The sequence below is a fragment of the Haloarcula sp. H-GB4 genome (genome assembly GCF_030848575.1).
Lineage (GTDB): Archaea > Halobacteriota > Halobacteria > Halobacteriales > Haloarculaceae > Haloarcula.
The window spans coordinates 205,232-222,799 of record NZ_JAVDDX010000002.1 but is presented as its reverse complement, the minus strand read 5'-3'; the positions used below and the strand labels follow the sequence as shown (position 1 = coordinate 222,799).

20 protein-coding genes and 1 tRNA gene are annotated in these 17,568 nt (G+C 61.5%); 11 read left to right on the top strand and 10 right to left on the bottom strand.

All coding sequences use genetic code 11. From position 1 onward, the window contains the following. Positions 1-255 precede the first annotated feature (255 nt). Positions 256-1,227 carry a chemotaxis protein CheW gene (locus tag RBH20_RS09530; protein WP_306707967.1) on the bottom strand — a complete coding sequence of 324 codons (972 nt, stop codon included), beginning with the start codon at positions 1,225-1,227 and terminating at the stop codon, positions 256-258. Further along, positions 1,224-2,129, bottom strand: coding sequence for a ParA family protein (locus RBH20_RS09525; protein WP_306710410.1), 906 nt, complete (start codon positions 2,127-2,129; stop codon positions 1,224-1,226). The genes RBH20_RS09530 and RBH20_RS09525 overlap by 4 nt, the downstream gene beginning before the upstream one ends. Before the next feature lie 170 nt (positions 2,130-2,299). Here RBH20_RS09525 and RBH20_RS09520 point away from each other — a divergent pair, with 170 nt between their 5' ends. After that, complete coding sequence (locus tag RBH20_RS09520; RefSeq protein ID WP_058994980.1) at positions 2,300-2,785, top strand: FlaD/FlaE family flagellar protein; 486 nt, start codon at positions 2,300-2,302, stop codon at positions 2,783-2,785. A 140-nt stretch (positions 2,786-2,925) separates the two neighbouring features. Further along, positions 2,926-4,020, top strand: coding sequence for a hypothetical protein (locus tag RBH20_RS09515; RefSeq protein ID WP_306707965.1), 1,095 nt, complete (start codon positions 2,926-2,928; stop codon positions 4,018-4,020). Here the strand turns inward: RBH20_RS09515 and RBH20_RS09510 are convergent. Next, entirely contained in the window at positions 4,017-4,202 is a 186-nt protein-coding gene (locus RBH20_RS09510; protein WP_306707963.1) for a hypothetical protein, read from the bottom strand. The two genes, RBH20_RS09515 and RBH20_RS09510, sit on opposite strands and share 4 nt — an antisense overlap. A 270-nt stretch (positions 4,203-4,472) precedes the next feature. Between RBH20_RS09510 and RBH20_RS09505 the strand changes: the two genes are divergently transcribed. Then, on the top strand, positions 4,473-4,607 hold the full coding sequence (locus RBH20_RS09505; RefSeq protein ID WP_023843340.1) for a hypothetical protein: 135 nt from the start codon (positions 4,473-4,475) through the stop codon (positions 4,605-4,607). 239 nt (positions 4,608-4,846) lie between these two features. Next, complete coding sequence (locus RBH20_RS09500) at positions 4,847-6,958, top strand: GH32 C-terminal domain-containing protein (protein ID WP_306707960.1); 2,112 nt, start codon at positions 4,847-4,849, stop codon at positions 6,956-6,958. 44 nt (positions 6,959-7,002) lie between these two features. Here the strand turns inward: RBH20_RS09500 and RBH20_RS09495 are convergent, their stop codons facing one another. Both RBH20_RS09495 and RBH20_RS09490 read right to left on the bottom strand, forming a co-directional pair. Beyond that, positions 7,003-8,340 (bottom strand): glycoside hydrolase family 68 protein, encoded by a 1,338-nt coding sequence (locus RBH20_RS09495; RefSeq protein ID WP_306707958.1) that lies wholly within the window; start codon positions 8,338-8,340, stop codon positions 7,003-7,005. Between the two features lie 145 nt (positions 8,341-8,485). Then, positions 8,486-8,713 (bottom strand): hypothetical protein, encoded by a 228-nt coding sequence (locus RBH20_RS09490; protein WP_306707956.1) that lies wholly within the window; start codon positions 8,711-8,713, stop codon positions 8,486-8,488. 151 nt (positions 8,714-8,864) lie between these two features. Here RBH20_RS09490 and RBH20_RS09485 point away from each other — a divergent pair, with 151 nt between their 5' ends. The 5 genes from RBH20_RS09485 (at position 8,865) to RBH20_RS09465 (ending at position 12,920) form a co-directional block, all read left to right on the top strand. Continuing rightward, positions 8,865-9,911 (top strand): phytoene/squalene synthase family protein, encoded by a 1,047-nt coding sequence (locus RBH20_RS09485; RefSeq protein ID WP_306707954.1) that lies wholly within the window; start codon positions 8,865-8,867, stop codon positions 9,909-9,911. Between the two features lie 186 nt (positions 9,912-10,097). Further along, positions 10,098-11,339 (top strand): hypothetical protein, encoded by a 1,242-nt coding sequence (locus tag RBH20_RS09480; RefSeq protein ID WP_306707952.1) that lies wholly within the window; start codon positions 10,098-10,100, stop codon positions 11,337-11,339. A gap of 75 nt (positions 11,340-11,414) precedes the next feature. Next, positions 11,415-11,792, top strand: a complete 378-nt coding sequence (locus RBH20_RS09475; RefSeq protein ID WP_306707950.1) for a hypothetical protein — start codon at positions 11,415-11,417, stop codon at positions 11,790-11,792. A 54-nt stretch (positions 11,793-11,846) separates the two neighbouring features. Further along, positions 11,847-12,194: a TRAM domain-containing protein gene (locus tag RBH20_RS09470; protein ID WP_306707948.1), complete on the top strand. Its 348-nt coding sequence runs from the start codon at positions 11,847-11,849 to the stop codon at positions 12,192-12,194. 111 nt (positions 12,195-12,305) lie between these two features. Further along, positions 12,306-12,920 (top strand): TetR/AcrR family transcriptional regulator, encoded by a 615-nt coding sequence (locus tag RBH20_RS09465; RefSeq protein ID WP_306707946.1) that lies wholly within the window; start codon positions 12,306-12,308, stop codon positions 12,918-12,920. Between the two features lie 20 nt (positions 12,921-12,940). Here RBH20_RS09465 and RBH20_RS09460 read toward each other — a convergent pair whose 3' ends face one another. The 3 genes from RBH20_RS09460 to RBH20_RS09450 form a co-directional block, all read right to left on the bottom strand. Then, entirely contained in the window at positions 12,941-13,354 is a 414-nt protein-coding gene (locus tag RBH20_RS09460; protein ID WP_306707944.1) for a DoxX family membrane protein, read from the bottom strand. Positions 13,355-13,448: 94 nt separating this feature from the next. Next, positions 13,449-14,009: an NAD(P)/FAD-dependent oxidoreductase gene (locus RBH20_RS09455; protein ID WP_306707941.1), complete on the bottom strand. Its 561-nt coding sequence runs from the start codon at positions 14,007-14,009 to the stop codon at positions 13,449-13,451. Positions 14,010-14,105: 96 nt separating this feature from the next. Continuing rightward, complete coding sequence (locus RBH20_RS09450; protein ID WP_306707940.1) at positions 14,106-14,855, bottom strand: pirin family protein; 750 nt, start codon at positions 14,853-14,855, stop codon at positions 14,106-14,108. Between the two features lie 277 nt (positions 14,856-15,132). Here RBH20_RS09450 and RBH20_RS09445 point away from each other — a divergent pair, with 277 nt between their 5' ends. Then, a complete protein-coding gene (locus tag RBH20_RS09445) occupies positions 15,133-15,891 on the top strand; it encodes a hypothetical protein (RefSeq protein ID WP_306707938.1) in 759 nt (252 codons plus the stop codon). Between the two features lie 188 nt (positions 15,892-16,079). Here RBH20_RS09445 and RBH20_RS09440 read toward each other — a convergent pair. Next, a tRNA-Val gene (locus tag RBH20_RS09440) sits at positions 16,080-16,154 on the bottom strand. 48 nt (positions 16,155-16,202) lie between these two features. After that, entirely contained in the window at positions 16,203-16,472 is a 270-nt protein-coding gene (locus tag RBH20_RS09435; RefSeq protein WP_306707936.1) for a hypothetical protein, read from the bottom strand. Positions 16,473-16,620: 148 nt separating this feature from the next. Here RBH20_RS09435 and RBH20_RS09430 point away from each other — a divergent pair, with 148 nt between their 5' ends. Then, positions 16,621-17,568 (top strand): MBL fold metallo-hydrolase, encoded by a 948-nt coding sequence (locus RBH20_RS09430; RefSeq protein WP_306707934.1) that lies wholly within the window; start codon positions 16,621-16,623, stop codon positions 17,566-17,568.

Below are 17,568 nucleotides of genomic sequence, written 5' to 3'. Positions count from 1 at the left end.
ACCGACTGTGGTCGTTCGATCAGACTGTGACAATTAACACAGTGCTGGTAGCAACTATTTTACACTCTATTCAGCAGGATGGATGAGACAATCTCTGAAAACGAACATCAATAGATTTACCCATTCGTTCTGGTAAATCACAGCGGAAAGTGAAACGACACCATCCGTTGCCGAATATTCTGCCTGTATGCAGCACGGCATTTGTATCAGTTACTAAGGATTTCAACTGAGCCGGAAAAACAGTACAGCGGCGCGTCAGTCCTCGCCGTCCGCGGTTGCGTTCCCAAGCACGTCGTCGGGTTCGATCCAGATGACAAATTCGTCTTCGCCGTCGCGGTCGACGACACCGTTGATGTAATCGCCGTCGACTGGGGCGGTGTTCACTTCGGATTCGGCGACAGGCACGACCTGCCGGACCTCATCGACGATCCAGCCCATCGCGCCCTGTTCCTCGAACACACCTGCATCAAAGACGACGATGAGGTTCTCCGACCCGTCGCTTTCGATATCCATCATCTCCTTGGGGTTGAGGATCGTCGTAATCTGCCCCCGGAGGTCAACGACGCCCTCGACGTAGTCGTCGGTGTTGGGAACGCGGGTGACCGACTCGCGTTTGACAATCTCCTCAACGTAGTCGATGTCGAGACAGTAGTACTCGTCGCCGAGCGCGAATTCGAGCACCCGGACCAGTTCTTCTGTCTGGGTCGCGTCGTCGTCGATAGCCGCGGCGCGAGCACCACCCTCGGCCGTGGCGGTGTTGTCCGACGCCATCGCCTCCTCGATGAGTTCTTGGTCCGGCAATTCGACGCCGGTCGGTCCCTGCATCGGGCTGGCTGACGCCGAAAGATCATCCGTCGGCTGGTCGGCACCATCGGCGTCGACGTTCTCGGGAGTTACCTGTGCGGAGGCCTCGGCCGCCCGCTGTGCGGCAGCCATCGCGTCAGTGTCGCCGTGGTCAGTGGCTGCGCCGTCGGCATCAGTGTCGGCAACCTGTTCATCGGTCGCAGTCGCTTCGTCAAGTGTGTCATCGCCCTGGGCGGCTGCTGATTCCGCGTCGGCGGCTTCGTCTGCCGTCACCTCGTTTTCGCCCTCGTTGTCGGGCTGCTCACCGGACCCATCCACGGAGGCTTCGTTCGTCTCCTCGGTGTCGTCGGTAGTTTCTGCCTTGTTCCCCTCGCGCATCTGTCGGATGCGCTCCGCCCTGTCCATGCGTTCGTCGTCACTCATGCTGGTACCTCTGTGTCGGTAAAGCCGAACTGCTCGTCGAGTTCTGCGGCGATGTCCTCGAAGACAGCCGCCATATCACACGATTCCTCGGTCGCGAAGATAGACTGGCCAGCGCTGAACGCGCGCTGCAGCGCTACCCGTTTGCGGACCTCCCAGACGGGGCTGTCCGGGAACGCCATGTTAAACCATTCGAGCATCGTCTCGTCTTCGGATGTCGTTTCGACCCGGTTGGCGACGACGCCGAGCGTGTTGATCGACGCGTCGGTCTGGCGCTCCATCGCGGCCATCTGGTCCATCAACAGTTCGATGGCTCGCTCGGAGGTCGCTTCGGTCAGTGCGGGAATGAGCACGTTCTGTGCGGCGTACATGCCGGTGTCGGTCAGCTTCCCGTAGAACGGCGGGCAGTCGATGATGACGTAGTCGTAGTCGGCATCGAGCGTCGACAGCGCCCGGTCGAGCGTGTCGAGCGCGTGCGACCCCGTGACCATCTCCGGCGTGATGTTGATAGCGAACGAAGCCAGCGCGGCCTGGTCGATATCCCCGCCCTTGGTGTTGGCCCGGGCGATGAGGTCGGCGATGGTCAGTTCGTGCTCGGCCTGAAGCATATCGATGCTGGAGGGGATCACGTCCATCTCCTCACCCTCACAGATAAGCTCACCCAGCGCCGATGGGTTGCCGGTCAGTGCGTCGAACAGCGTCGGCGGGTCGGCGTCGTACGCCTCGACGAGGCCGACGCCTTCTGTGGCGTTGCCCTGGGGGTCGAGGTCGATAAAGAGGACGTCCCGGCCGCGGTCGTTCAGTGCACCGGCTACGTTGATAGCAACTGTCGTCTTTCCGGTCCCGCCTTTCGCGTTGGTCACACAGAAGCGGGCTGGACCGGTTTCTGATTGCCGGTTCATCATCCAAGTATCCACAGGTCGACTCCGAGTCACTATAAAAATGTGGTCCCGATTATCAACGTCGCAACTGGGGGACGGAACGCGGACGAGACGGAAACGCCCGCGAGCGTGTGCATGACGGCCGTCTGACGGTGTGCAAGATTTATCATTGTGTAGATTGAAGGGTGAGTATCATGACCATCAACCCGCGCGATTACGACCTCGACGAGTTACGGAAGATGGCTCGTCAGCGGGGCAACGGGATGGGCGACGAGGACGTCCCGGACCCGACGGACCTTGACATGGGGCTTGACGACGCCGATGAAGAGGTGCTTGCGGGGAGTTCGTTCCGCTCCGGGCTGTACCGTGAACTGCTGCCGTTCCTCGGTGGTGACGCCCACGAGAAGCCCTATCTCGAAGCACTGCCCGAGACCTACGCTGCGGAGTTCGTGGTCTTCGAGTGGCTTGAGTTCCTGCTGATGCACTCCGGGTATAAGGGGGCGGACGAAGCGCTCGATTACTATCGTTCGATCGACTGGATAACAGAGGACGTGCAGGACGACCTCTCGGATTATCTGCTTGGTATCGACGAGTCCGCGACCAACGACGACAACGAACTGAGCGTCGACGACCATATGCTAAGTCTCGTCTACGTTGCGAAGCTCACTGCGATGACATAAGGTTCGTTTTCAGCACCAATTCTTTCCTTTGAATCCCTGCTATTGAGGAGAATTCAGTATCAGATCCCCGAGGTGACAGCTATCAGTCCTGAATACTAGGGAGAGGATATATATCGGGCGGTCGACAAGGACGACCGTATATGAGTGACGAGGATGCGGACGACGACACCGGGTCCGAATCGGACGCCGGTGTGTCGTCGGACGGCGCTGCCGCTGTTCCGGTCGGGGTCAAGCTCGGGAGCACCCGGACCGTCATTGCCCTGCCGGGCGAACACGGCACGGAGAACCGGATCATCAAGACACTGACGTGCATGGCGACGTACGAGGACGCCCTGACCGGCGAGGAGAAGATCCTCTACGGCGAAGAAGCGGCCCGCGAGTATCCGGACCGCGTTGAGTACATGCTTCGGTCGGGGCTCCCCGAAGACGCCGACCGGGCCGAGATGACCAAGACGTTCTTCGAGGCTATTATCGACGAACATGACATCCCGGAACACAGCGGCGTCGTGTACGCCATCCCGACCATCGACAATCCGACTGGGCTGGAGAACCTCCAGAACGTCATCGAGAACTCCTCTATCGGGCTGGACCTCGTCGAGAGCTATCCGGAATCGCTGTGTGGCTCCATCCCGGCATTTGGTGACGACCTCGAAGCCATCGACGAGATATTCGTCGCTGTCAACATGGGGTCGACGAACCTCGAAGCCTCCGCGTACCGTCGCGGCGAGCAGCTCTCCCCCTTCACGACGGGCGCGGTGACCGGGAACGAAGTCGACCGGATGATCGCCAACTACGTCGAGGAAGAAACGCAAGGCCGTGTCAACATCGACAATCAGACTGCCCGTGAATACAAAGAAGAGCACGCCGACTTCGTCGATTTCGAGCCGTTCACGGACATCATCCAGCAGCCCGGCGGTGGCTCACACGAATTCACCATCGAGCGCTCTGTGATGGACGCAGTCAACGAGTACCTCGATGACGCCGTCGACGAACTGGCGAACACGTTCCTGCCGGAGCTGGCGAACGATTACATGAAAGTGTACCAGCTCGCGCTGGACCGCCCGATCGCCATCACCGGTGGTATGGCCTGCATCCCCGGCATTGTTGACGAGTTCGAAGAACGACTCAGTGCGGAGCTGAACCGCGATATTGACGTCATCGCTGCTGACGAACCGGACATCGCGCCGACCATTGGCGCGCAACGGATCGCGGCGCGTCTCGTCGAAACCAACTAGGGATTCAGCCAGCAGTCCAGCCACCGTTCGATTCTGGGCTCGGACTGTCCCATCTCGTGACCGTGGTCGGTCGAGAGCAGTTCGAATACGTCAGTGTCGATTCCGAGGCTGGTTGCGTCGGTTGAGAGACCACCACCCCGTCGCTCCTGCGACGACTCCCCGCCGAGTCGGGTACGTGGCATATGCTCGGCTACGTGGGCCTGATATCTAAAGCTAAGTCAGACAGCCGTCTGCCGGCCGACGGACACGAAACGGGCTCTCCGACTGTGTCTTCCCACTCTCTGCTCTCGACGGCACTTGCGGAGAACCCCTACCCTCGTTATTAATTGTGGCTGTTTACCATCCCTCATGTGACGTACTGCCACTAAACGGGTGTTACAGCCTGTCTCCCGCCCGGCCCGACTATGGTCAGGAGAAAATTTATATCCTTCAGTAGAATATATACAATTATAATGGATTGCACCAACTGTGGCACGCGGATGTCATACAACGATCAGACGACAAAACTCACCGAGTTCGTCTGTCCCAGTTGTCACGAAACCGTCATCGACTGGAAGGCCGAGGCCCGCAACGCCCGCGTTCACTGACCGGTTCCGCCCGCTTTTTCATCGATAGTCCGCCGTCAGCCACTGCTCTGGCTATTGTATCTCTTTACGGAGCCACTCCCGACTTCGACAGCGGCCCGCGCTGACGCTCCCGTATAAGCCGCCAATGGATTGTCGAGCGCTTTGCTGCCCACATCAACGACGGTATCCACAAGAGTGTGCATATTCGTTCAGAAACGATTGCCGAATGTTTTTATATTTCACGAGGGGATAACGGGGCAATGGCAGATTCGCCACGTATCGGCTGTCTCTACGTCGACGCCTGTACGGACGAGCAGGCGGCAGCGTACGACTGGTGTCAGGAGACAGTCGACGATGCCGAGCGATGCGCACTCTCCTCGGTTGAGCCGACCGAGTACGACGTCCTCTGGTGGCATCGGGACGAACTGTTCGACGAGCGCGCGCTAACTGACACACCGACGCTGGCCTCGTACGTCCGCGACGGCGGGGCGCTCCTGCTGACGCTGAGCGCGCTCTCCGCTGTCGAACCGCTCGGGTTTGAGGAGGTCGCGCCAGACGCCACCGGTTGGGAAGAGGTCCCGGAGCCGACCGGCCACCTCTGGCAGGCCCTGTACGACGACCACCCGATCCATGCGGACTACGACACGCTTCGCGTTCACACCCGCGGTGCCGGTGTCACGATTCCCTACGCGAGATATGAGTCCATCGCGCCCCAGTCAGGGGACGTGCTCGCGAGCACAATCCGGGGCGACACCGACGTAGTCAAACAGATGGCAATACTCTCTTGGGAGCCCGGCAACGGGCAGGTACTGGGCATCGGGTCGTCCGTTGCGTTCGCCCAGCCGACCCACGATGTGTGTCGGGGCAACCGTGAGACGCTCATCGAGAACACGCTGGAATTTCTGGCGTCGGACGAACGGCACCCGCTGACCGGCCGTCCGAAGGACGTCGACACGTTCGGGCAACTGCGCGACCGGCTCGGCGACGACCCGAGTCGCCCGTCTTACCACGTGACGCCGCCGGCGAACTGGCTCAACGACCCGAACGGGCTCATCCACTGGAACGGTCGCTATCATCTGTTCTACCAGTACAACCCGGCCGGGCCGTTCCACAACACGATCCACTGGGGCCACGCTGTCAGCGACGACCTCGTCCACTGGGAGGACCGCCCCGTCGCACTCACACCGTCGCCCGACGGCCCGGACCGGGACGGCTGCTGGTCCGGCTGTGCGGTCGACAACGATGGCGTCCCGACCGTGCTGTACACGGGTGGCCGCGACAAGCGCCAGCTCCCCTGTATCGCCACCGCCGCGGATGACGACCTCACGGGCTGGGACAAGGACCCGGCCAATCCCATCATCGAGGAGTTGCCAGCCGAGCCGGAAGTGCTCCGCACCGAGGACTGGGAAGGGGAGTTCCGGGACCACTGCGTCTGGCGCGAGGACGGGATCTGGTACCAGCTCATCGGGGCCGGGATCGAGGGCGGCGGCGGCGCTGCGCTGCTGTACGAGTCCTCAGACCTGCGGAACTGGGAGTATCAGGGCCCGATACTCGCTGGCGACCGCGACACCGCTGGAACCGTCTGGGAGTGCCCGGAACTGCTCGATTTCGGGGACCGACAGCTCCTCCATATCTCGAACTACGAGGACGTGGTGTACTTCCTCGGCACCTACGAAGACGGCGAGTTCGACGTCGACCGCCGCGATAAGCTCGACCACGGCGACTTCTACGCTCCGCAGTCGATGTGGACCGACGATGGCCGCATCCTGACATGGGGATGGCTCCCTGAGGCCCGCGACGTGAGCGGACAGTGGGACGCCGGCTGGTCTGGTACGATGTCGCTGCCTCGGGAGCTGTCACTGGCCGATGACGGTGGCCTGTGTCAGCGGCCAGCTCCTGAACTCACAGAGCTACGTGGCGACAACACCAGCTACGACGTGGTGCGCCTCGATGCGGGCGATACCGAGCAGTTGCCGGTCGAGAGCCGGTCGTTCGAATTCCGCGCAACCGTCCGGCTAGAGGACGCGGAGGCTGTCGAGTTGGCTGTTCTCGAATCGCCGGACAGCGAGGAGCGGACACCGATTCGGTACTCCTATGAGAGCGAAATCGCCGTCGACCGGTCGGCCTCAAGCACCGATCCGCAGGCGACCGGCGACACCCAGACGATGCGGGTCCGACCGTATGACGCGCCGCTGTCGCTGCGTGTCTTCGTCGACGGGAGTGTCGTCGAGGTGTTCGCCAACGAACGGCACTGCCTGACCAGCCGCGTGTATCCGACTCGCGAGGACGCCACCGGCATCTCGCTATCGGCCGACGGCGGTCGCGCGACTATCGCGTCGCTGGACGTCTGGGAACTGGATGCCGTCTGGTAGACAGCCTCGGCCGGATTCCTGCAAAAAGCCCGCTTCGAGGCGCCCTACTTCCGCTCAGCCTCGGTTCGGGCGCCGTAGCCACCGGCACCGGTATCGTTGCCTTTCCCGCGCCGAATCAGCTCTCGGTCAGTCAGCGGGAGCGTCTCGCCCTCCAGCGGGATGTGCCAGTGCCCGAGCGACCCGATAATGCGCGTCCGGTTCCCCTCCACGTCGAGTCGGAGCGTCGGGCCGAGCGAGCCGCCGAAGCGGCGCATCTGCTCGGACTCGGACAGATGAGCGATCTCGTCCAGCGTGTCACCGTCGAAATCGTAGTAGTTGAAGAAGCTCTGGACCAGCACCTCGTCGTCGTGAGGGAACGCCATCCACGAGTAGGACTGGAACGGCGCGTTCTCGGGGTTGGTGGCGACGAGGCCGGACTCGTTTAGCGGGACGTAATCGCCGCGGAGGTCCTCGGCGACGAACCCGTACAGCGCGTCGAACCCTGCAAGCCCCGGCGCGAACGTGTGGCGGTGGCTGGAGATAAAGAGGTAGTACAGGCCGTCACGGTACACGATATGCGGCCGTTCGAGTTCCTGATTGACGCCTACAGCGTCGAGCAGCGGGTCTTCAAGCTCCCACGCCAGCGGGTCGCCCGTCGGCGAGCGAGCGATGCCCACGCTCCCGTTGAACTCCTGTAGTGCGGCGTCGCCACCGCAGACGTCGCTGCCCTCCGGAACCGGTGTGTTCGCCTCAAACAGGAGCCACGTCTCGCCCGTTTCGGGGTCTTCGAAGAACCACGGGTCCCGGAAGGTGTAGATCATCCCGCGGGACTGGTCTTCGCGCTCGTAGCGGTCGCCGTCTGGCTGGAGCAGTTCGTGGTGAGTCCACGGACCCGAGAGCTTGAACCCGTCGGTCGTGTTGATGCTGCCGCCGCCTGCACCGACAATACGCTGGGTGTAGGTCAGGTCCTCGGCTCCGTCCTCGCCGGCCGCAGTGTAGAACAGATAGACGCTGCCGTCGTCGTCATGCAGTGCGGACCCGGCCCACTGGCGCTGGCCCAGCGCGTCCTCGAACACCGGGCCGGCGTTGTGCCAGTTGCGACCGTCGTCGGAGTAGAAACAGCGGATGGTCGCCACGTCGTGGCGCTTGCCGGGCAACAGGTCCGATGGGGCGGTCAGCGAGAAACAGACCCGGTAGCCGTCGACCGTCGCCAGCGTGCCGTCGCGGTTACGGAGAAACCAGGTGTCCCAGATATGGACCTCGGGGATCTGCTCGGCTTCGGGTGGGTAGACGATGGGAGCAACGGTGTCGTCGGTCCGCTTGATCCGACTCGCCTGCTCGCGTGTCCAGCCGGCGCGCCCCTTCGTTCCGGGACGACTCTCGCCGAGCGCCTCGTTTGTCATATCTCACGTTGGGCCGACCACGGCTATAAAGCTTGTCGAGAGGGTACCACGGGTGTTGTATGAAGTTTTTTCAACAACTGTATTCTTCGGACGGAACTGGCAGGAAAAACTGATAGCTGGTAGTCAAGCGAAGTCAAGCAGCGGGTTACTCGCCCGAGTCCTCACTTCGACCGGTTCCTTCTGGCCCAGTGATATCGAGCGGCCGGACCCACTCGTACCAGATGAAAACGACGCCGAGACCGTACCCCAGCGCCCAGACAGCGCTTCCGACCCAGGGGTAGCCGAGCATGCTGAATCCCCAGTTTGCGAGGCCCGGGAGGATGATCGCAGCAACGACCGTCAGCGCCAACACTACTGCGTCCTGATTGTTCACGGTTGTGCCCTCCCGGTCACTATGCCATTCATACGGTAAACTAGGCTCGGACACTCCTGAGTCTGTCGGAACACCGAACCGTGACCGGGACGGAACCGACACCGTAGCCGTCCCATTTTTATCATCGTATGCCCTACCCCGGATGTCGGGAATGTCTCAGAACCACACAGACCGGTCGTCTTCGGAAGACATCGAGTGGTGCTACGATGCTGTCCATCGTGTGTCGCGGACGTTTAGTCTCACAATTTCGGAACTCAACGAACCGATGGCCCGGGACATCTGTCTGGGCTATCTACTTTGCCGTGTGGCTGACACGATTGAGGACGCCGGTCACCTCCCTCCAGCGGTACAGACCGAACTCCTACAGACGTACAGCCGCTCGCTCGAACCGTCGAGCGGGACGACGGTGTCGTCGTTCCACGACGCCGTCGGGGAGTGGATACCCACGACGACGAACGCGGACTGGGAAGTCGTCGAGAACGCAGGCCGTATCGTCGACGTGTTTCAGACGCTTGACGACCACTCCACGCAGACCATCCGCGGGCCGGTCCGGGAACTCGTCGATGGGATGGCGATGTTCGTCGACCGCTACGCCGATGCCGGTGGGCTTCGAATCAAGACGCTCGACGAACTCGAAGAGTACTGCTGGTACGCCGCTGGTACCGTCGGGACGCTGGTGACCGGGCTGGTCTCCCACGAAGCCACCGACGAGCAGATCGCCCAGATGGAGGAAAACGCCCGCTCCTTTGCCCTGCTGCTCCAGCTCGTCAACGTCGCCAAGGACGCCGCGACGGACATGGAAGAAGAAAACAACGTCTACCTCCCGCTTGAACTGCTCCACGAGCAGGGCCTTGACCACAGCGACGTGAGCGACACAGACAATGTCGACTCGCTGGTCCCCGTCATCGAGCAGGTGACCGAGCGAGCAGAGGGCTATCTCGACGACGCGCAGGCGTGGCTCGAAGCCATGCCCGAAACCCGCGGCAACACCCTCTCAGCGTGGGCCATTCCGTTCCTGCTTGCGGTCGGCACGATCCGTGAACTCCGCGAACGACCCGCCGATGTCATCGAGCAGGGCAACGTCAAAATCTCCCGCGAGGAGGTCCACTCCGTAACACAGCAGTTCGGCGGTGACGGCGACCCTTCAATCGGGGAGTTACGGGCCAAAATCCGCCAACAGCCGCTCCACCAGTACTGACGACCAGCAGAGACATTCCCATTTTTCGCATCCGCCCTGTCGGTTGTTCGACCGCATCGCTGTCATCTCGTCCTGTTACTGTGCTATGGTAGATACCGCCGTCGGGTGGTGTAGCACTGCACCAGATGCCTGCTGTCGCTCGTCCGGGGACAGAACACTCATGTCCGCCCTGTGTGAACGCCGGTTATGGCCACAACGGCGTCGGGGCTCTCCGAGCCACAGGTACTCGCCCGGACGAAAGACCGGCTGTTCACGGACTGCGAGGACGCCTACGTCGTCGCGGACACGCAGTTCGCACAGCAGCGCTGGCTGGACGACACGCCCATCGAGGCGTCCGTACAGGCGACGCTCGCGCCGTTCAACCACGTCCGTGTCGGAACAGGCTATCCCGACCTCGTCGGCGTACAGGCGCTCTCGACGGACCTGCTGTCCGTCGACCGACTCGGTGACCGGCCGCCGCTGATCGCCGTCGAGGCAAAGGGCTACACGGGCAACGGCGGCGTCGACGCCGAACGTGGAGTCGTGCAGGCCCACGACCGGCTTAACGAGGCCAACGTGGCCTTCCTGACCGCGCCCCGGAGCGGTATCTCCACCGCCGCGCGGACGATGGCCCGTGAGCTGAACGTCGGCGTGCTGGGCGTCGAATCAGACGGCTCAGTGGCAGTTCTGGAACGGCCCCGCGTGGTCGGCCACGGGTCGATGGACGCCGCATCAGCCATCCGGTTCCAGGCCAGCGCCCAGGGCGTCGCCGGCCAGAACTTCGGACTCAATCATCCGAAAAACTACATCGCGGTGCCGCTGGCCGTCCACCACGACTGCGACGCACGGGATCTGCTTTCTTCCCACGTCGTTGGGGCCGTTGACGGCGCTCTTGCCGGTGCGGCGTTTCTGAACCTGATCGACACCGGACAGGGAACGCTCACGCTGACGCCGCTGGGTCGGGAGGTTGTCCGGTTCGCGCTCCGGACGGTCGGCGACATCGACGCCGCACTCTGCAGGTTCGAGGACTGGCAGCGCTCCCGAAGGCGGTTCATCGACATCGCACCACAGTGGGGCCAGCTCGTCCGTCGCGTCGTCTCCGACTACCCAGCCACGGAACTCCTCGTTGACGGGCTCTACGCCTGCCACCGGGACAGCTACGAGTCCCCGTCGCTCGTCGAGTTTGTCGAGTACCTCCACGCGCTGCACCCCGAGTTCACCGTCGAACTGTTCCTCCGTGGTGACGAGGCGGTCCGCCAGCGCGTTCTGACTGGCGACGGTGAACTCCGCCGTTCGGAACTCACCGACGGCAGCGTCTATCACGCCCCCACTGTGTTCCAATTGAAGGCGATCTACTACCACGCCGGCATCGTAACCGACCGCGGCGCAGAACCTTCGAACCTCGACCCCAAGACGGACGAGTGGGCGCTGTGCGACCCGCTCGCGTAGCGGCGGGCATCTAGCTGCTCCAGTAGTTCTACCGACACATAACCCTGAAGCGTGGGTAGCCCCAACTGTAATACAATGTCTCAGACCTTGGAGCTCCCCAACGGCGATGTCGTTTCGCCCGATGACGTGTTCTGCTACAACGACTACCCCTACCGGCTCGTCTGGCTGGAGGACGACACCCACGAGTTCGCGCTCTCCCCACTGTACTGGGGTGACAGCGGCATGGACATCCCGTTCCACGACCGGGAGGCGCTCGTCGACCAGTGGGAGGTCGATTCCCACGGACAGATGACGGCCGAAGAGTGGGCGGACTGGCTTGACGACGCGACGGAGGACCCCCGCTACAGTGACGACGAGGTCACGTCGCTTGCGGCCGAACTACCGACAGAGTGGGACTCCGCGGGCGGGGACCCGGACTCCGGCGGCGGAATTCTGGACCGCCTCGGACTGTAAGCGCTGTCGCCGAACTCTGAAAGGTATTAATCCGTTCGTCCTGCAATCTCTGGCATGGAACCGATCTGGCTCGCTGCCGGCGGGGCCGCCCTCGCCGTGGGCCTCGCACTGGCGTTTGCAATTACCCGCCGCTCATCCAGCAGTGCGTCGAAACGCGCTCACGAGACCGCACAGAAGCGAGAACCGCCGGTCGAGCTCGGGGAGACCTATGAGTTCGGCATCACTGAGTTTAGCGACCACCACTCCGGCGACCGCGTCGCCGTTGGGAAAGTCGAGGGCTTCGTCCTGTTCACCGAAGACGTGCCATCGTCAGTATCAGCTGGTGACGTGATCCGAGCGAAGGTGCTATCGTTCAACCGGGGCCACACCTCCGCTGACGCTCGGTTCGTTGAACGCGCCTGAGTGAAGTGAGCGTCAGCAGTAGCGGAAGCGAACACGCCTTGGCCAACGGCGGCTTACCGGTCCCGGTGCGGATGGAGAAACCGATATGTGCCTACCACGATAAAACAGGCCATGAGCGAATCGGACGGGCAGAGCACGCCACAGGACACCCGGGAAGTCATTATGGAGGCCACCTTTCGGGCGCTGAGCAAGCACGGCTACAAGGACTTGCGGGTCCGGGACATCGGCGAGGAAATGGATATGTCTCGGCAGGTGATCCACTATCATTTCGACGGCAAGTACGACCTGATCTCGTCGTTTCTGGAGTACATTATCGACCAGTACGAGGGAAGCGTCGAGGTTGACGACGAAACCGACCCTCGAACAGAGCTTGAGGTCCGCATCGACCGATGCCTGTTCGGCCCGGAGTTCGACGACTTCTCGCACTGGGACCGCATGAAAGTGTACCACGAACTGTACGCCTACGCGCAAAACGACGAGGAGCACCGGGCGCTGTTCAACGAGCACTACGACCGCCTTCGTGAAAGCATCTCCACCGTCATTGAGGACGGGATCGAACAGGGTACGTTTCGCGATGTCGACGCTGAACTGATGGGCCAGCTCATCACGGACGTAATTCACGCGGCCCGCGGCCGGCGGATCGCGCTCGGCCACGAAGACGCACCCGACGAAGCCAAGCGCGCCGTCAACGACTTCATTCTCGACTCGCTGTACCCACCGCAGTAGATCGGCCTGAAAAGACAGCGTCAGAGGGGGCTGATGCCGACGCTGAGCGCCCACGTCCCGGTTGCCGATGCCGCGACAACGAGTGCACCGCCAGCGAGCGTGACGTTCTTCAGGAAACTATTCAGTTCGTCCTGCCGGTCCTCGTCCGGCACGGCCCAGAAGTCGTGCATCGCGATGGCCGAGACGACGAGGAACGCGGCGAGGGCGACCGCTGCGACGACCGGGAAGACGCCCACTGTCACACCGAGCCCGCCGAGGATGAGAAGCCCGCCGGACGCGAGGACGGAGAATTTCGGCGCCGGGAGGCCCTTATACTCGGCGTAGCCGGCCATCTGTTCTGTCTGTGTGAAGTGGCTCAGCCCGGTGAATGCGAGCACGCCGCCAAAGAGGACGCGGCCGACGACGAGCAACACGACGTTGAGTTCGGGCGCCATCACAAACTCACCACCGAGACCGCACGAGCGTTTCCAACGGTCCGATTCGAGATAGTAGCGGGATTCATTGTGGTAGTAGATTCTGGCTGCATCGTTAGAGTTCCGGCACGTCTGACGGCATATCGAAGTCGTGGTAGTACTCGCCTTTCTCTTTCGAGAGAATGTCGAGGACAGCGGCAGCACCGTCACCGGCCGCGATAACCGCCTGCCACTTCTCTGCTCGACCCATCGCACCGGTCGCGTACACGTTCTCGACCGACGTTTCCATATCGACGGTCACGTCGACGACATCCTCATCGGTGAACGCACAGCCGAGGTCCTCGGCGAGGCTCCGGTCGCCACCAGTCGCGAGGACGACGTACTCCGCGGTGTACTCGTCGTCGTCCGTCGTGAGGACAAATCCGTCATCAGTCTGTTCGATGGCCGTGACTGCTGTCTCGTACAGCGTCGCGCCACGGTCCTCGGCCTGCCCGCGAGCGATTGTGAGGAACTCCTCGCCGCTAATGGAGCGCACTGCGGGGTAGTTGAACAGGTGCGCCTTGTGCATCCACGACTCGTCCGTATCGAAGGTGATCGTTTCGAGGTCGTTCTTCGCAGCGTACTGTGCCGCACTCAGGCCGGCGGGGCCGCCGCCGACGACTGCTACATCTGCCATATTAGGAGTCATGGACCGACCACAGAAGAGTTTTACCATCTGGTAAAATATAGTCGAATCCTCACGTCTGGCCCTGAACCACCCCGCACCGCCAACCTATAGAACGTACGGGCCGCGCTGTCGAATCGGCTCGCCGTGCGGGCGACCCGAGACGGCGACGACACGGAGTGAGTCATCACTTCGGAGTGCCACTGACCGCGCGTCAGTGATCGGCAGGACATCACCGTCAGTGAACGAATACCCCTCAACCGTCCCGCTACCCGCGACACCGTAGAGGAACCCAGACCACCCCTCCGGAACCGACCACGTCCACGCGTCGGCCACAGCGACATCAAGATACTCCATCGGCGTATGGAGGCTGATCGGTGAGCCCTCGCCGATGACTGTCGTGACCGTCGCGCCATCCTGTTCCGCCGTCGGCAGCGTGTCGGATGTCGCGTCGACGTAGTCCGGGTCAGCGTCCTTCTCCGCCTGCGGCAGATTCACCCAGAGCTGGAGTCCGGTACAAGCCTGCCCGTCGGCGGGGAATTCGGAGTGACGTATCCCACTGCCGGCCGTGATACGCATCGCGTCGTTCTCGTATGCGGTGTTTGCAACGCCCAGAGAGTCTTCGTGTTCCATTCCACCCTCGATCATGTACGAGACGATCTCGAACCCGCGGTGCGGGTGCATCGGGAACCCCTTGTCGGGGTCGATGTAGAACTGCTCGAACAGGACAAACGGGTCCAGATTGGACGGATAGCTCTCCATTGGAAACGCACGGTTCGAATTCACGCCCGTCCCATGCCGGACCATCTCTCCGGATAGCGGCCCGTCAGCCGACGCCTGCGACTCACTTTCGGTCATACGCTCCCTTGTTTACCGAGCGGTAAAAACTGTCGGGCTGCGCGCAACCGACCGCTATCTGTACCTCTGCAGCGCTAGGAGGACGGTAACAGCTTCGCGATGCGTTCCCCGAGGCTGATTTGGGTAGATTCACTGCCTACTGTGTGGCAATTCCTCATTACCAGAATGGTCCAAACGGTCGTACGCTTTCCTATCACGAATGTGAGAACTCCAAGGTCGTCTCTATGTCCCTAAATCATATCGGTGATGAATGCAATAATGTCAATTAAGAGTGGATTTGCCCAGGCGTATTCGACCGACAGTATTCGTCGCCGTTTTCATCGTTCTTGCGGGGTGTAGTGGGGCACCATGGTCGCCGACCGTAACACCGTCACCGACGAGCGGCGAGAACACATCAGCACTCGCACCCGGGCTTACCGAATCAGGCGTAACTGACGCATGGGCGCTGACGAAGGCCCACCGCGACCACTTTACGAACACCACGTACACGAAGCGCTCCTATCGGTCGATTCGCGCTGATGGAACCCTTCTCCAAAACCACTCGACGACGATGAAACGCGGCCACGGTGGGCAGTACCTCTATGAGTTGCACATTGGGGGTTCCGAACGGAACTCGATTCGTGCGATAACCGTGTTCCGGAACGACTCAATGCTCGTCCAACGAACGGTTTACGAGAATGGAACGGTCGCACACGTTGGCGCGGAGAAGGCAGCGACACCCGGGAAGGAACGATACGGGGACGTCTACTCAAAATTGGTTGCAAGTAATACAACGGTTACGGAGACGATTGAACGCAACGGTACGACGCTCTACCGGGTGGAGTCAGTCGGTGAGCCGGACACCTCCTCAGCATATGCGAACGCCTCGAACTATGAGTTTTCGGCGCTCATTAGCCCTGAGGGGTTCGTCCACGAGTACCACGTCTCCTACGCGACGAGTCGTGATGGGCGGACGGTGACCGTGACCGCCAGTCTCCAATTCACTGAACGGGGACAGACGACCGTCCATCCCCCGGCGTGGGCTTCGAAAGCCTAAGTGAGACGTTTCGTAGTGAATTGTGTGACGAAGAGTCTGGCTGAAAGCCAGAAATTTTTCGCGTGCGGAATTACCTACTATGCGCTCGCACACGCCCGGTGAGGGGACGCGGAAAGCAGTCCGGCAAAAGGACAAAACTTTGTACGATTTCAGGATTCGTTCCTTGAGAAACGTGGGAAGCGAACGGATGGGTTGGGGCGGATTCGAACCGCCGACTTCCTCCGTGTGAAGGAGGTATCATAACCGAACTAGATCACCAACCCGACGCACTCAATTCTATTCGAGCGCATCCCTTAAGAATTGCTTTCCGACTACGCTTCCGGCTCTTCCTTGCCGCGGTATTCGCCGATCTTTTTGCGTGCGTCAGCGAGCGCTTCCTCGGCTTCGCCCTCTGCTTTTCCCTGCAGTTCCTTCAGGTCGGCCTTGACGGCCTCCAGTCGGCTGGGTTCTGGCTCTACTTCCTTCCCGGTGAGTTCTCGGAACCGTTCCTCGACCGGTTCGAGTTCCTCTTTGACGCCCTTGGTGGCGGTTTTGCCGGCGCGCTTCAGGTAATATCGTGCGTCTTCGAAGTGTTTGTTCATATCTGTCCCTACGCGAAGGACGAATATATCTTTTGTGCCCAGAAAACAATGGGGAACTACGGCTAACCGAGGGACAACGAGCAGGCACGGTAGTAAACGTGTCGTGCGGGTACGAACTGTTTTGCGCCACCACCTGCAACGAGGAGATATGTTCACACGGGTGTCAATTCCGACGCCGTTTCAGGTCGGGCCGGTCAATGCATACATTGCGCGACGAACTATCGTCGATCCGGGCCCCGACAGCGAGGAAGCGTGGTCGCGTCTGGTCGAAGCGCTTGAAGCGCGGGAGCTGTCTCCGGATGACATTGAGCAGGTGCTAGTCACACACCCGCATCCGGACCATTTCGGCATGGCGAACCGGTTCGCCGAGCGGGGGGCTCGTATCGTCGCCAGCGAACCGGGAGCAGAAATCATGCGCGATTTTGCGGCACAACTACACACCGAACAGTCCTACTTCGCGGATTTCTTCGAGCGGTGTGGTGTCTCACGCGAGACTGCCGAAACGGTCACACAGCTACCGGAAGCCTTCCTGCCCTACGCCCAGAGCGTCGACACCGACCGCTCGCTCGCAGCTGGTGATACCGTCACCGTCGACGATACAGAACTCATGGTCGACACCGTGCAAGGCCACTCTGCGGGCGAAATCATCTTCTCGTATGACTTTCAGGGCCGCCGTGAAGCGGTCGTCGGCGACAACGTGCTAGCTGATATCACGCCCAATCCATTCCTTCAGGTGCCCGACGAAAGCGGGGCGCGCCCGAAGGTATTACCGGCATTTAATGACTCGCTGCGATGGCTCCGCGAGCAGGGCCACGACCGTTTTCTCACTGGTCACCGCGAGCCCGTTGAATCACCGCAGGAACGCATTGACGATATCCTCGCGGAACACGACCAGCGCACCGCGGAGGTCGCCGACATCGTTTCCGGCGGGGCGACGACGCCGAGCGACGTGATGACTGCGCTGTTCGGCGACTTGCCTGCAACGGAGTATTTCGCCGGGATGAGCGAGGCTGTCGGCCACTTGGACGTACTCGAAGTCACTGATCGTGTTAAAAAACGCGAGAGCGGCGGCGTGTTCGTTTACGAGTCAGCGTAA